Annotated in this window: 10 protein-coding genes; 7 read left to right on the top strand and 3 right to left on the bottom strand. The window is 72.6% G+C overall.

Translation table 11 applies throughout. From position 1 onward, the window contains the following. Positions 1 to 64: 64 nt before the first annotated feature. On the bottom strand, positions 65 to 2,086 hold the full coding sequence (locus ACZ4W9_RS13995) for a beta-galactosidase (protein ID WP_467935456.1): 2,022 nt from the start codon (positions 2,084 to 2,086) through the stop codon (positions 65 to 67). Positions 2,087 to 2,321: 235 nt separating this feature from the next. On the opposite strand from ACZ4W9_RS13995, the gene ACZ4W9_RS13990 reads away from it, so the two are divergent. From ACZ4W9_RS13990 to ACZ4W9_RS13970, 5 genes are all read left to right on the top strand, one after another. Then, on the top strand, positions 2,322 to 3,638 hold the full coding sequence (locus ACZ4W9_RS13990) for an ABC transporter substrate-binding protein (RefSeq protein ID WP_467935455.1): 1,317 nt from the start codon (positions 2,322 to 2,324) through the stop codon (positions 3,636 to 3,638). After that, the gene (locus ACZ4W9_RS13985) at positions 3,635 to 4,561 is read left to right on the top strand and encodes a carbohydrate ABC transporter permease (RefSeq protein ID WP_467935454.1); all 927 of its coding nucleotides are present in this window, start codon (positions 3,635 to 3,637) and stop codon (positions 4,559 to 4,561) included. Before ACZ4W9_RS13990 ends, ACZ4W9_RS13985 begins: the two co-directional genes overlap by 4 nt. Continuing rightward, on the top strand, positions 4,558 to 5,463 hold the full coding sequence (locus tag ACZ4W9_RS13980) for a carbohydrate ABC transporter permease (protein ID WP_467935452.1): 906 nt from the start codon (positions 4,558 to 4,560) through the stop codon (positions 5,461 to 5,463). Before ACZ4W9_RS13985 ends, ACZ4W9_RS13980 begins: the two co-directional genes overlap by 4 nt. Continuing rightward, the gene (locus tag ACZ4W9_RS13975) at positions 5,460 to 6,491 is read left to right on the top strand and encodes a LacI family DNA-binding transcriptional regulator (protein WP_467935451.1); all 1,032 of its coding nucleotides are present in this window, start codon (positions 5,460 to 5,462) and stop codon (positions 6,489 to 6,491) included. Before ACZ4W9_RS13980 ends, ACZ4W9_RS13975 begins: the two co-directional genes overlap by 4 nt. A gap of 709 nt (positions 6,492 to 7,200) precedes the next feature. After that, a complete protein-coding gene (locus ACZ4W9_RS13970; RefSeq protein WP_467935450.1) occupies positions 7,201 to 8,409 on the top strand; it encodes a S8 family peptidase in 1,209 nt (402 codons plus the stop codon). 121 nt (positions 8,410 to 8,530) lie between these two features. Here ACZ4W9_RS13970 and ACZ4W9_RS13965 read toward each other — a convergent pair whose 3' ends face one another. Beyond that, the gene (locus ACZ4W9_RS13965; RefSeq protein WP_467935449.1) at positions 8,531 to 9,214 is read right to left on the bottom strand and encodes a response regulator; all 684 of its coding nucleotides are present in this window, start codon (positions 9,212 to 9,214) and stop codon (positions 8,531 to 8,533) included. Beyond that, positions 9,211 to 10,101 (bottom strand): sensor histidine kinase, encoded by an 891-nt coding sequence (locus ACZ4W9_RS13960; protein ID WP_467935447.1) that lies wholly within the window; start codon positions 10,099 to 10,101, stop codon positions 9,211 to 9,213. The genes ACZ4W9_RS13965 and ACZ4W9_RS13960 overlap by 4 nt, the downstream gene beginning before the upstream one ends. Positions 10,102 to 10,241: 140 nt before the next feature. Between ACZ4W9_RS13960 and ACZ4W9_RS13955 the strand changes: the two genes are divergently transcribed. Together ACZ4W9_RS13955 and ACZ4W9_RS13950 are read left to right on the top strand one after the other, a co-directional pair. Further along, positions 10,242 to 10,949 (top strand): ABC transporter ATP-binding protein, encoded by a 708-nt coding sequence (locus tag ACZ4W9_RS13955; protein ID WP_467935446.1) that lies wholly within the window; start codon positions 10,242 to 10,244, stop codon positions 10,947 to 10,949. Continuing rightward, positions 10,946 to 13,255 carry an ABC transporter permease gene (locus ACZ4W9_RS13950; RefSeq protein WP_467935445.1) on the top strand — a complete coding sequence of 770 codons (2,310 nt, stop codon included), beginning with the start codon at positions 10,946 to 10,948 and terminating at the stop codon, positions 13,253 to 13,255. The genes ACZ4W9_RS13955 and ACZ4W9_RS13950 overlap by 4 nt, the downstream gene beginning before the upstream one ends. The last annotated feature ends 81 nt before the right edge of the window (positions 13,256 to 13,336 follow it).

Genomic DNA, 13,336 nt, shown 5'->3' with positions numbered 1-13,336 from the left:
GGGACCGCGGGAGGCCCCCTCCGCCCGCGGCTCCCACGGCTCGCGCGGGCGGAGGGGAGTCGGCTCAGCCGTCGAGTCGCACGACCCGGACGGCTCCGGCCGGGACCGCGAGGCGGCCCGCGGCGCGTTCGCCCGTCAGCAGTTCGGTGCCGGGCGCCGCCAGCGGCACCTTGGTGTCGCCGGCGGTGTGGTTGATGACGAAGAGGAAGGTGCCCGCTTCGCCGCTGCGGCGCACGACCTCGACGTCGCGCGGCAGTTCGGCGCGCGGGGCGAGTCCGGCGTCGTCGGCCGCGCGGCCGAGGACGGCGTCCAGCCCCCGGGCGTCGAGGCGGGTGGAGACGTACCAGGCGGTGCCGCGGCCGAACCGGTGCCGGGTGACGGCCGGGCGGCCCGCGGTGAGCCCGTCGGCGTACCGCCACACGGTCTCCGCACCGCGCGGGACGACGAACTCGGTCCACACGTCGCCGGCCGGTCCGGTGCCGTCCGGGCCGGTCAGCAGCACCCGCTGGTCCTTCAGCAGCGGCGAGAACTCCTCCACGGTCAGGCCGAGGACCTCGCGCAGCGCGCCCGGGTAGGCGCCCTCGTGGACGGCGTCGTGCTCGTCGACGATGCCGGAGAAGTACGACACGACGAGCGTGCCGCCGTTCTCGACGTAGTGGCGGACGTTGCGGCCGGCGGCCTCGGTCATCAGGTACAGGGCCGGGACGACGACCAGGGGGTATGCGGACAGGTCCGCTTCGGGGTGGGCGAAGTCGACCGTGAGGTGGCGGTCGTAGAGGGCCTCGTAGAAGGAGTCGGCGCGCTCGCGCGGGTCGTGGTCCTCGCTGGGGCGCCAGTCGAGGCTCTGCGCCCACCAGGACTGCCAGTCCCACAGCATGGCCGCGTCGGCCTCGGTGCGGGTGCCCCGGATCTCGCTCAACGCCTCGACGGCGGCGCCGAGTTCGACCACCTCACGCCAGACGCGGGTGTCGGTGCCGCCGTGCGGGACCATCGCGGAGTGGAACTTCTCGGCGCCGCGCCGGGACTGGCGCCACTGGAAGAACATCGCGCCCTCGGAGCCGCGGGCGACGTGGGCGAGGGAGTTGCGGGCCATCTGGCCGGGTGCCTTGGCGGGGTTGCGGGGCTGCCAGTTGACGCCCGAGGTGGAGTGTTCCAGCAGCAGCCAGGGGGCGCCGCCGGCGACCGAGCGGGTGAGGTCGGCGGCCATCGCGAGGTTGACGTGGGTGCGGCGGCCGTCGGTGATCAGGTAGTGGTCGTTCGTGACGAGGTCGACCTCGCGGCCCCAGGCCCAGTAGTCCATGGAGTCGCACTGGCTGAGGGCGGTCATGAAGTTGGTGGTGACCGGGACGCCGGGTGAGAGGCGGTGCAGGATGTCGCGTTCGGCGCGGAAGTTCTCCCGGATGGTGGCGTCGGTGAACCGCCGGTAGTCCAGCGCCTGGCCCGGGTTGCCCACGGTCGGGGTGGTGCGGGGCGGGTTGATCTGCGCGAGGTCCGTGTAGTGCTGGCCCCAGAACGCCGTTCCCCAGGCCGCGTTGACCGCGTCCACGGTGCCGTAGGTGTCCGCGAGCCAGTCGCGGAAGCGGGCCGCGCAGGTGTCGCAGTAGCAGGCGGAGACGGGGACGCCGTACTCGTTGTGGACGTGCCACATCGCGAGCGCGGGGTGGTCGCCGTAGCGCTCGGCGAGCCGGGTGGTGATGTTCGCGGCGGCGGCGCGGTAGTCGGCGTTGCCGTGGCAGATCGCGCCGCGCGAGCCGAATTCGTAGCGCACCCCGTCGGCGGTGACCGGCAGGGCCTCGGGGTGGGCGCGGTAGAACCAGACGGGCGGCACCACGGTGGGCGTGCCGAGGTCGACGCGGATGCCCCCCTCGTGCAGCAGGCCGAGGACCCGGTCGAGCCAGCCGAAGTCGTATTCCCCGGGCGCCGGTTCCAGCAGGGCCCAGGAGAAGATGCCGACGCTCACCATCGTGACACCGGCCTCCCGCATCAGCCGGACGTCCTCCCGCCAGACGGATTCCGGCCACTGCTCGGGGTTGTAGTCCCCGCCGAAGGCGAGCCTCGTGAGGCCCCTGGGGGCGGTGTCCGGCATGAATGTCTCCCGGAGAATCGATCAGATGGGAACGTGCACACACAACGACGGCGGTGCGAGCCCAACATAACCGCACAGCAACAACCATTGACAAGTGTCCGGGATGTTTCTCTACTGTGAACGCTCACAGAAGCATGGCAGGGGCTCCCGGCAGGCGAGCGCCCGGGTCATGTGAGCGTGCACAACTGCGTGACAGGTCCCCGCAGCGGGCGGGGACCCGGGTCAGGGGAGAAACATGCCGCACACGAAGCGCCGCCGCCTCGTGACAACCGCCGTCGCCGTGTCGCTCGGCGCCACCGCCCTCGCCGCCTGCGGCTCCGGGGACGACAGCAAGGCCGAATCGGGTCCCGTGTCGCTGACGTACTGGACCTGGACGCCCGGCATGGACAAGGTCGTCGACCTGTGGAACAAGGGGCCGGGGAAGAAGGAGCGGATCACCGTCACGGTGAAGAAGCAGGCGTCCGGCGACACGCTGGTCACCAAGATCCTCACCGCGCACAAGGCCAAGAAGGCCCCCGACCTGGTGCAGGCCGAGTACCAGGCGCTGCCGACGCTGGTCAGCAACGACGCCCTGGCCGACGTCTCCGACGACGTCGACGGCGTCGAGGACAAGTTCGCCGAGGGCGTCTGGCAGCAGACCACGCTCGGCACGGACGCCGTCTACGCGGTGCCGCAGGACATCGGCCCGATGATGTTCTACTACCGCGAGGACCTGTTCAAGAAGTACGGCCTGAAGGTCCCCACCACCTGGGAGCAGTTCGCCGAGACCGCCCGCCGGCTGAAGAAGAAGGCCCCCGACAAGGACCTGACCACCTTCTCCGCCAACGACTCCGGCCTCTTCGCGGGCCTCGCCCAGCAGGCCGGCGCGAAGTGGTGGACGACCTCCGGCGACCGGTGGAAGGTCGGCATCGACGACGCGGCCACCCGGAAGGTCGCCCAGTTCTGGGGCGGCCTGGTCAAGGAGGGCGTCATCGACAACCAGCCGATGTACACCCCGTCCTGGAACAAGGCGCTGAACACGGGCAAGCAGATCGCCTGGGTGAGCGCGGTGTGGGCGCCCGGCACCCTGAACACGGCCGCGCCGGACACCAAGGGCAAGTGGGCCATGGCCCCGCTCCCCCAGTGGTCGGCGGAGCAGGACGTCACCGGCAGCTGGGGCGGTTCCTCCACGGCGGTCACCACCGACTCCGCGCACCAGGAGGCCGCCGCCGAGTTCGCGGTCTGGCTGAACACCGACCACGACGCCCTGAACGCGCTGGCGAAGGAGGGCGGCATCTACCCGGCGTCCACCTCCGCGCAGCTCAGCGGCGCCTTCTCCAACCCGCCGGCGTACTTCTCCAACCAGCCGGACTTCTACACCAAGGCCGCCGGCATCGCGAAGACCACCGCGCCGGCCTCGTGGGGCCCGAACGTGAACGTCGCCTACACGTCCTTCAAGGACGCCTTCGGCGCCGCCGCCAAGAACAAGTCGGACTTCGCCGGCGCCCTGCGGAAGATGCAGGACGACACGGTCGCCGACATGAAGAAGCAGGGCTTCGAGGTCTCCCGGTGAGCAGCTCGACCAGCCGGAGGGGGTACGGGGTCAAGGCGGCCCCGTACACCTTCCTCCTCCCCGCCTCGATCCTGTTCGTCCTCTTCTTCGCGCTGCCCATCGGCTACGCGGTCTGGCTCAGCTTCCGCAAGGTGCGCGTCTCCGGGCTCGGCCTGGGCTCGGGCGCCCGGCACGAGGTCTGGGCCGGCTTCGAGAACTACACCGCGGCCTTCCAGGACAGCGAGCTGCTGCACGGCGCGCTGCGCGTGCTCGGCTACGGCTGCGTCGTCGTCCCGGTGATGCTGGGCCTCGCGCTGCTGTTCGCGCTGATGCTGGACTCCGAGAAGGTACGGCTCGCCCCGTTCACCCGGCTCGCGATCTTCCTGCCGTACGCCATCCCCGGCGTGGTGGCCGCGCTGTTGTGGGGCTTCCTGTACCTGCCGGACGTCAGCCCGTTCTACTTCGTGCTCGACAAGCTGGGGCTGCCGCAGCCGGACCTGCTGGACGGCGGCCCGCTCTACCTCGCCCTGTCGAACATCGCGGTCTGGGGCGGCACCGGCTTCAACATGATCGTCATCTACACCTCGCTCAGGTCGATCCCGGCCGAGGTGTACGAGGCGGCGCGGCTGGACGGTGCCACCCCGCTGCAGATCGCGCTGCGGATCAAGATCCCGATGGTGGCGCCCTCGCTGGTGCTGACCTTCTTCTTCTCGATCATCGCGACGCTTCAGGTGTTCAACGAGCCGACCACCCTGAAGCCGCTCACCAACTCGGTCAACACGACCTGGAGTCCGCTGATGAAGGTGTACCAGGACGCCTTCGGCCGCAACGACATGTACTCGGCGGCGGCCGAGGCGACGCTGATCGCCGTGGTCACGCTGCTGCTGTCGTTCGGGTTCCTGCGGGCCGCGAACCGCCGCAACAAGCAGGAGGCAGCGCGATGAGTGCCCTCGCCGTCCACGAGGCGGCCCCGGCCGCCGGCACCACGCCGGGTACGGCGCGGCGTCCGCCGCTGCGCCGCCGGATCGCGCTGGTGCCGACGGTCACCCTGCTGCTCGGCGCGGTCTACACGCTGCTGCCGGTCGCCTGGGTGGTGATCGCGTCGACCAAGTCCGGGCACGAGCTGTTCTCCACGTTCACGTTCCTGCCCGGCACCGGCTTCACCGACAACATCAGGGATCTCAACGCCTACCGGGGCGGGGTCTACTGGACGTGGATGGGCAACTCCGCCCTGTACGCCGGTCTGGGCGCCCTGCTGTCCACCGCCGTGTCGGCGTTCAGCGGCTACGCGCTCGCCACGTACCGCTTCAGGGGCCGCGAGACGCTGTTCAACGTGCTGCTCGCGGGCGTGCTGATGCCGCCGGTGATCCTCGCGATCCCGCAGTACCTGCTGCTGGCGAAAGCCGACCTGACGGACTCCTACCTGTCCGTGCTGCTGCCGCAGATCCTTTCCCCCTACGGCGTCTACCTGGCCCGGATCTACGCGTCCGCCGCCGTGCCGGCCGACGTGGTGGAGGCCGGGCGGATGGACGGGGCGAGCGAGTGGCGGATCTTCACCCGGATCGCGCTGCCGATGATGATCCCCGGCATGGTGACGGTGTTCCTGTTCCAGTTCGTCGCGGTCTGGAACAACTTCCTGCTGCCGTACATCATGCTCAGCGACGACGAGAAGTTCCCGCTGACGCTGGGCCTTTACACGCTGCTGGAGCAGGGCGCGAACACGCCCGCGCTGTACACCCTGGTGATCACCGGGGCGTTCCTCGCGGTGCTTCCGCTGATCGCGCTCTTCCTGGTCATCCAGCGGTTCTGGAGCCTGGATCTGCTGTCCGGGGCCGTAAAGTCATGACCATGAGCAACACGGGGGGCCGGCGCAGGGCACCGACGATCCACGATGTGGCGCGCGAGGCCGGTGTCTCGCGCGGCACCGTCTCGCGCGTGCTCAACGGCGGGCACTACGTCAGTCCCGCGGCCCAGGAGGCGGTCAACGCCGCCATCCGCAAGACCGGGTACGTCGTGAACCGGCACGCCCGTTCGCTGATAACGGGACGCTCGGACTCGGTCGGCTTCCTGCTGACCGAGCCGCAGGAGCGGTTCTTCGAGGACCCGAACTTCAACGTCCTGCTGCGCGGCTGCACCCAGGCGCTGGCCGCGCACGACATCCCGTTGCTGCTGATGCTGGCGGGTACGCGGGACGAACGGCGCCGGATCACGCGGTACATCACCGCCGGGCACGTCGACGGGGTGCTGCTGGTCTCCAGCCACTCCGGCGACCCGGTCGCCGAGGAGCTGCGGGCGGCGGGGGTGCCCCTGGTCGCCTGCGGCAAGCCCATCGGCCTGGGCTCGAAGGTGAGTTATGTCGCCGCCGACGACCGGGACGGCGCCCGGGACATGGTCCGGCACCTGCTGTCGCTGGGGCGGCGGCGGATCGGTGTGGTCACCGGCCCGCCGGACACCCCCGGTGGTGTGGAGCGGCTCGCCGGGTACCGGGAGGTGCTGGCCGAGGCGGGTCTCGCGGCCGACGAGCGGCTGGTCGTCTCCGGTGACTACAGCCGCGCGAGCGGTGAGGCGGGCGCGGAGCGGTTGCTGGAGCGGGCGCCGGACATGGACGCCGTGTTCGTCGCCTCCGACCTGATGGCGCAGGGCGTGCTGGTGGCCCTGCAGCGGGCCGGGAAGCGGGTGCCGGAGGACATCGCCGTCGGTGGTTTCGACGACTCCCCGGCGGCGACCGCCGCCACCCCGGCGCTCACCACCATCCGGCAGCCGTGGGACCGGATCAGCAGCGAGATGGTCCGGGTGCTGCTCGCCCAGCTGGGCGGTGAGGAGCCGGCGGCGGTGATCCTGCCCACGGAGCTGGTGCGGCGCGCATCCGCTTAGACGCCGGCGAGGACGCGTCGCGCGGTCGTCGCCGGCCGACGACACCGCCAGCGGGTTGCCCCGGCCGTCGGTGAGGACGTGGCGCCTCCTGCCCGGCCGTGCGCGGCCGTCCGGGCCGGGCCCGCTTCGCTCCGGTCGCGCATCGGGGCCTGTGAGGACCAGCCCCGCCCGGCCGGGCCCGCGCACCGCTCGGCCCCGAAGGCCCGGCCAGACGGCTGCGCCTCGCCCACAACGAGTACGGCGTCCCGCACGAGACGGACGCCGGTCCCCCGGCGACGGGTGCGCACCACGTCCTGCTGAGCGCCACCGCCGAGGAAGGCCTGCGCCGGCGGTTCACGCTGGCCGTCGACGGGACCGAACGGGCCGTGTCCGGCAGCGTGCACCAGCACATCGGAAAGGCACCCTTCCAGGGCATCAGCATCGGCGTCGACCGCAAGTCGCCCGTCTCCTGGCCCCTGTACGCACGCCACCGCGCCCCGCGAGGCGGCGTCCGCGTTCGAGCGAGCAGTCGTTATGTCGTGCGCATGGCAGGCTTGTTGACACTTCGTCAACTGCCTTGTACGCAACGCCTGTTGTCGGCAACCCTCGATCACAGCCCGAGCGGGACGCCTCGCCCCCGCCCCGGCGGGGGTGCGCGATCACGCGCACCCGCCCCCACAGACGCGCGCCCCACCCGTGCGTGCGCCGCCAAGAGGAGGAATCCCTCGTAATGGCACAACTGCGGAGCAAGAGAATACGGTTCGCCGCGATCGCCGCGATCGCGTCGACCACCTTGGCCGGTGGCCTCGCCGCCGTCCCCGCCCAGGCCGCTCCCGCCGTGGGCAAGGTGATCGGTGCCGGCTCGCCCACGGCGGTCCGGGACAGTTACATCGTGACGCTCCGGAAGGACGCCGGATTCAAGGCCTCCTCGATCACGGGCAGGAATCTGGTCGAGGAGTACGGCGGCAGCGTGACCAAGACGTTCGGCAGCGCGCTGAACGGCTACACCGCCACCCTCTCCGCGACGGAGGCCGAGCGCCTGGCCGCCGACCCGGCGGTGGCGGCCGTCGAGCAGAACCAGCGGGTCGGCGTCACCGACACCGCGCAGTCCAACGCGCCGTGGGGCCTCGACCGCATCGACCAGACCTCCCTGCCCCTGTCCGGCACCTACACCTACCCGGACAGCGCCGGCAGCGGTGTGACCGCCTACGTCATCGACACCGGCGTACGCATCACGCACCAGCAGATCAGCGGCCGCGCCTCCTACGGTTACGACGCCGTCGACGGTGACACCGACGCCGCGGACGGCAACGGCCACGGAACCCATGTGGCCACCACCATCGCCGGCTCCACCTACGGCGTGGCCAAGAAAGCGAAGATCGTCGCCGTGCGGGTACTGGACAACAACGGATCCGGGACCACCGCCGGAGTCATCGCCGGCATCGACTGGGTGACCCGGAACCACTCCGGCCCCTCCGTCGCCAACCTGTCCCTCGGCGGCGGTGCCTCCGCCACGCTGGACGCGGCCGTGCGCACCTCCATCGCGAGCGGCGTGACGTACGCGGTGGCCGCCGGCAACAGCAACGCCAACGCCTCCTCGTACTCCCCGGCCCGGGTCGCCGAGGCCATCACCGTCGGCGCGACGACCAGCACCGACGCCCGGGCGAGCTACTCCAACTACGGCTCGGTGCTGGACGTCTTCGCCCCGGGATCCTCCATCACGGCCGGCTGGAACACCGGCGACACCGCGACCAACACGATCTCGGGCACCTCCATGGCGACCCCGCACGTCGCCGGAGCCGCCGCGGTCTACCTGGCCGGCCACGCCTCCGCCACACCGGCCCAGGTCGCCACGGCCCTGGTGGACGGGGCGACGACAGGCAAGGTCACCGGCGCCGGCTCGGGCTCGCCCAACCGCCTGCTGAAGCTCGTGCCGTGACCGCTCCGCCCGCGGTCCGGCCGTCGTGAGCACCGTGCCCCGGAGGCCGTCCCGCCTCCGGGGCACGGCGTGGCGAGGCTCGGAACAAGACCGGGACGGCACACCGCCCGCGGGGCGCTCGTCACCGTGCCCCCGGTCTCACCAGGCCCGTCTCGTAGGCGACGACCACCGCCTGGGCGCGGTCGCGCAGGCCGAGTTTGGCGAAGATGCGGGCCACGTGCGACTTCACCGTGGCCTCGCTGAGCGTCAGTTCGGCGGCCAGTTCCGTGTTGGACAGGCCCCGGCCCATCAGGGTGAGCACCTCCCGTTCGCGCGGGGTGAGCGGGGTCAGGCCGGCGGGCGCGGCCCCGGCCGTCCGGTCGGCCTCGGCCGCGTAGCGCTCCACCAGGCGCCGGGTGATCTGCGGGGCGAGCAGGGCGTCACCGGTGCCGACGAGCCGTACGGCCGCCGCCAGGTGCTCGGGGGTGACGTCCTTGAGCAGGAAGCCGCTGGCCCCGAGGGACAGGGCCGTGTACACGTACCGGTCCAGGTCGAAGGTCGTCAGCATGAGCACCCGGCAGCCGGGTGCCTCGGCCAGGATCCGGCGGGTGGCCTCCAGGCCGTCCATGACCGGCATGCGGATGTCCATGAGGACGACGTCCGGCCGCAGTTCGCGGGCCGCGGCGACGGCCTCGGCGCCGTCGGCGGCCTCACCCGCGACCTCGATGCCGCGGGCGTTGAGGATGAGCCGGAAGCCGCTGCGGATCAGCGTCTGGTCGTCGGCGATCAGGACGCGGGGCGCCCGCCCGGGCGCGTCCGGGGTCACGGCCGGTCCAGGGGTATGCGGGCGCGGACGCGGAAGCCGCCGCCGAGTCTGCGCCGGGCGTCCAGCTCACCGCCGTACAGGGCGACCCGCTCGCGCAGACCGAGCAGACCGCGTCCGGTGCCCTCGCCGTGCGGTCTCCCGGCGGGACGTGGGCTGCCGCTGCCCGGCGGCGTGCTGCCGGTGCCGGCCGCCGCCGCGGCGCCGGTGAGCACGCTGGGGCCGGTGCTGAGGATCTCGACGCGCAGGGCGTGGTCGGCGTGGCGCACGGTCACCTGGGCCCTGCCGCCGTCACCGTGCCGCAGCGCGTTGGTCAGGGCCTCCTGGATGATGCGGTAGGCGGTCACGTCGACGCCCTGCGGCAGCGGGCGCGGTTCGCCCCAGAGGCGGACCTCGACGGGCAGCCCGGCGAACGATATCCGGTCCACCAGCGGGCCGAGGCGGTCCAGGCCGGGCTGCGGGGCGAGCGGCGGACCCACCGCTTCGGCGCCCGGAGCGGGGCCGGCGTCCGTGCCGTCCTGCGCGGGCGCCAGCAGGCCCAGCAGATGCCTCAGCTCGGTCATCGCGCCGCGGCCCGCGTCCTCCACGGCGCGCAGCGCGGTCGCCGCCTCGTCCGGCATCGTGCCCAGCACCTCGCGGGCGGCGCTCGCCTGGACGATCATCAGGCTGACGTTGTGGCTGACGATGTCGTGCAACTCCCTCGCGATCCGGTCCCGTTCGGCCGCGATCGCGGCCTCGGCGGCGCTCTCCCGCTCCCTCTCCAGCAGCCAGCCCCGCTCGCCGACCGCCGTGCGCCAGCGGCGCCGGGTGCGCGCCAGCGCGACGGCCAGCGCGAGGACGGCCCCGCCCGCCACCGCGAGCGCCGCCGTCAACACCTCGTACTCCCCCATGGCCACCACTCTCGCAGACGGCACCGGCATCCGCATCGACCTGGGGATACAGCGGACTGCATCCCCGGGATGAGTCCTGCGGCCGAGTGCCGTCCGGGGAGGGATGCCCGAGGGGCGGGCCCGCGTCTAGCGTCCTGCCCATGGTCACCGAGGTGAGAACGGAAGACGTCGTCGTACGGCTCGACGGGGTGCGCAAGGAGTACGGCGAGACGGTCGCGCTCGACGGGGTGTCGCTGGAGATCCGGGCCGGGGAGGCGGTCGCGGTGATGGGGCCCTCCGGGTGCGGCAAGTCCACGCTGCTCAACATGATCGCGGGACTGGACCGGCCGTCGGCCGGGCGGGTCGTCGTCCACGGCGAGAACATCGGGGAGTTGAGCGAGAAGGGGCTGGCGCTGTACCGGCGGCGCGGGATCGGGATGATCTTCCAGTTCTTCAATCTCGTCGACGACCTGTCGGCCCTGGACAACGTGGCGCTGGCGGCCCAGCTGACGGGGACACCGGCCCGGCAGGCCCGGCGGCGGGCGCTGGAGCTGTTCGAGGAGCTGGGGATCGCGGACCGGCGCCATGCCTATCCGGCGGTGCTCAGCGGCGGCGAGCGGCAACGGGTGGCGGTGGCCCGGGCGTTGATGAACCGGCCCGCGCTGCTGCTGGCCGACGAGCCGACCGGCGCGCTGGACAGCCGGGCCGGGGAGCAGGTGATGGACCTGCTGATCGACCTGAACCAGATCGGCCAGACCCTGGTCGTCGTCACGCACGACGAGCAGCTCGCGCAGCGCTGCGCGAGCCGTCTGGTGCTGCTGGCCGACGGCCGGGTGACCGGCGGGCACACCCTGGAGCCGTCGGTATGAGGGCGGTGTGGCCGGTCGCGCGGGCGGCGGTGCGCCGGCGGCGGCTGCAGACGGTGGTGATCTGGCTGGTGACGCTGGTGTCGACGGGGTCGATGGTGGTGGCGCTGGGACTGGTCGACGCGGCGTCGGCGCCGTTCGACCGCGCCTTCGACAGGTTGCACGGGCCGCATGTCGTGGCCGCCTTCGACAGCCGCGGGGTGACGGACGCCCGACTGGCGCGTGCGGCACGGCGGCCGGGGGTGGAGGCGGTGGCGGGGCCGTTCCCGCAGGCGACGGTCGGTATTCCGCGCGGTGCGGGCGACTTCGGTCTGGGCGGCCAGATCACGGTGGTGGGCCGCCCGGGCCCCGGGGGTCCGGTGGACCGGGTGGACCTGTGGGCGGGCCGCTGGCCCACCCGGCCGGGCGAGACGGTGCTGAACCGGCAACGCGACTGGACCGCCGACGACCTCGGCAGGGAACTCCGGGTGCCGTCCGGTCCGCGGCTCACCATCGTCGGGTTCGCCTTCGACCTGAGTCACACGGCGGACGCCTGGGTGTCCCCGGACCAGATCGGCGCGCTGCACCCGACCGGCCGGCAGCTGCTGCTGCGGTTCCGGGACGCGTCGACGCAGAAGGATCTGCGTGCGCACCTGTCGGAGGTGACGAGGGAGCTGCCGCCGGGCGCGCTCGCCGGCTCGCAGACGTATCTGGCGCTCAAGCACCGGATCGGCGGCAACGCGCGCGCGTACGCCCCGTATCTGATGGCGTTCGGGGTGCTCGGCATCCTGGTCGCGGTGCTGATCGTCGCCAATGTGGTCGGCGGGGCGGTGGTCTCCGGGTTCCGGCACATCGGCATCCTGAAGGCGCTGGGCTTCACCCCGGGGCAGGTGCTGGGCGTCTATCTGACGATGATCTGCGTGCCGGCCGTCCTCGGCTGTGTGCTCGGCACCCTGGCCGGCGATCTGCTGGCGAAGCCGTTCCTGGAGTTCGTGTTCTCCGGGCCGGCCTCGGGGGTGCTGCACGACGGCCTGTCGGTCGCGCCCTGGGTGAACCTGTCGGCGCTGCTCGGCATGCCGCTGGTCTGCGTGCTCGCCGCCCTCGGCCCCGCGGTGCGGGCGCGGCGGCTGCCGGCGGCGCGGGCCATCAGCGCGGGCAGCGCTCCCCGGGCCGGACGGGCGCTCGGCCTCCAGCGGCGCCTGGCGGGCGCGCGGCTGCCCCGGTCGGTGAGCCTCGGCGCGGGACTCCCGTTCGCCCGTCCCGCGCGCAGCGCGCTCACGCTGGCCGCCGTGGTCCTCGGGGTGACGACGGTGACCTTCGCGACCGGCCTCGCGGCCACGCTGAACAGTTTCGGGGGCAGCGGTCACGACTCCTACGACGTCACCGTCTACGTGGGTGCCCACCGGCACGGCGAGGAGGTGCGGCCGGTGCACGGCGACCGCGAACTCCAGGAGCTGCTGGGCGCCTTGCCGGGCGCGCACCGTGTCACGGCGCGGTCCGACGAGGAAGTGGTCCTGGTGGGCAGCACGAACGTGGTGATGTTCGAGGGCCGGCGCGGCGACCGGTCGCTGGACGGCGTGCTGCTGAAGGGGCGCTGGATGCACCGGACCGGGGAGGTGGTGGCCGGGTCGCCGTTCCTGCGCCGCAACGGGGTGCGGCTCGGGGACCGGCTGCGCCTGCGCAAGGACGGCCGCGAGGAGCAGGTGACCGTCGTGGGCGAGACGATGGACACCGACGACCGGCTGGTCGTCGGCGACTGGCCTACGGTCACCGCGCTGCTGCCCGGGGCACGCCCCATCGCGTACCACGTGCGGCTGGGCGAGGGCGTGGACCGGGAGACGTACGCGCGTGCGGTCCGGGCCGCCGATCGGGGGCTGTCCGTCCAGGTGAGCGGGGCGAACACCGTCACCGGCACCATCGTCGGCTCCGCTACCGCGCTGACCCTGATGCTGGCCCTGGTCGCCTCCCTGGGTGTCTTCAACACCGCCGTCCTGAACACCCATGACCGGCGCCGGGACCTCGGCATGCTGAAGTCGATCGGGATGACCCCGCGCCAGGTGACGGTGATGACGGTGACGTCGATGGCGGTGCTCGGGGTGGCGGGGTCGCTGCTGGGCGTCCCGCTGGGGATCGCCGCGCACCGGGTGGTGGTGCCGCGCATGGCGGCCGGGCTGGACATCACGCTGCCCGGCTCCATGACGGATGTCTGGCATCCGCCTCTCCTGGCGCTCCTGGCGCTCGCCGGGGTGGTGATCGCCGTCATGGGGGCGCTGGTGCCCGCCCGCCGGGCGGCCCGGCTCACCGTCGCCGAGGTGCTGCGCAACGAGTGACGGCAACCGGTCAGGATCGGAGAAGCCGCCGCGGGCCGCCCGGTCCTAGCGTGGGGGGGACCGGCGGGCAGACCGCCGGTG

The organism is Streptomyces sp. NPDC029296 (genome assembly GCF_055569255.1).
Note: the sequence above shows the minus strand (reverse complement) of the source record. Positions and strands in the feature narration are given on the sequence as shown.

Excerpts from the sequence above, each read along its gene's own strand:
- ACZ4W9_RS13995 (WP_467935456.1), bottom strand. The coding sequence starts at position 2,086 with ATGCCGGACACCGCCCCCAGGGGCCTCACGAGGCTCGCCTTCGGCGGG.
- ACZ4W9_RS13990 (WP_467935455.1), top strand. The coding sequence starts at position 2,322 with ATGCCGCACACGAAGCGCCGCCGCCTCGTGACAACCGCCGTCGCCGTG.
- ACZ4W9_RS13980 (WP_467935452.1), top strand. The coding sequence starts at position 4,558 with ATGAGTGCCCTCGCCGTCCACGAGGCGGCCCCGGCCGCCGGCACCACG.
- ACZ4W9_RS13975 (WP_467935451.1), top strand. The coding sequence starts at position 5,460 with ATGACCATGAGCAACACGGGGGGCCGGCGCAGGGCACCGACGATCCAC.
- ACZ4W9_RS13970 (WP_467935450.1), top strand. The coding sequence starts at position 7,201 with ATGGCACAACTGCGGAGCAAGAGAATACGGTTCGCCGCGATCGCCGCG.
- ACZ4W9_RS13960 (WP_467935447.1), bottom strand. The coding sequence starts at position 10,101 with ATGGGGGAGTACGAGGTGTTGACGGCGGCGCTCGCGGTGGCGGGCGGG.
- ACZ4W9_RS13955 (WP_467935446.1), top strand. The coding sequence starts at position 10,242 with ATGGTCACCGAGGTGAGAACGGAAGACGTCGTCGTACGGCTCGACGGG.
- ACZ4W9_RS13950 (WP_467935445.1), top strand. The coding sequence starts at position 10,946 with ATGAGGGCGGTGTGGCCGGTCGCGCGGGCGGCGGTGCGCCGGCGGCGG.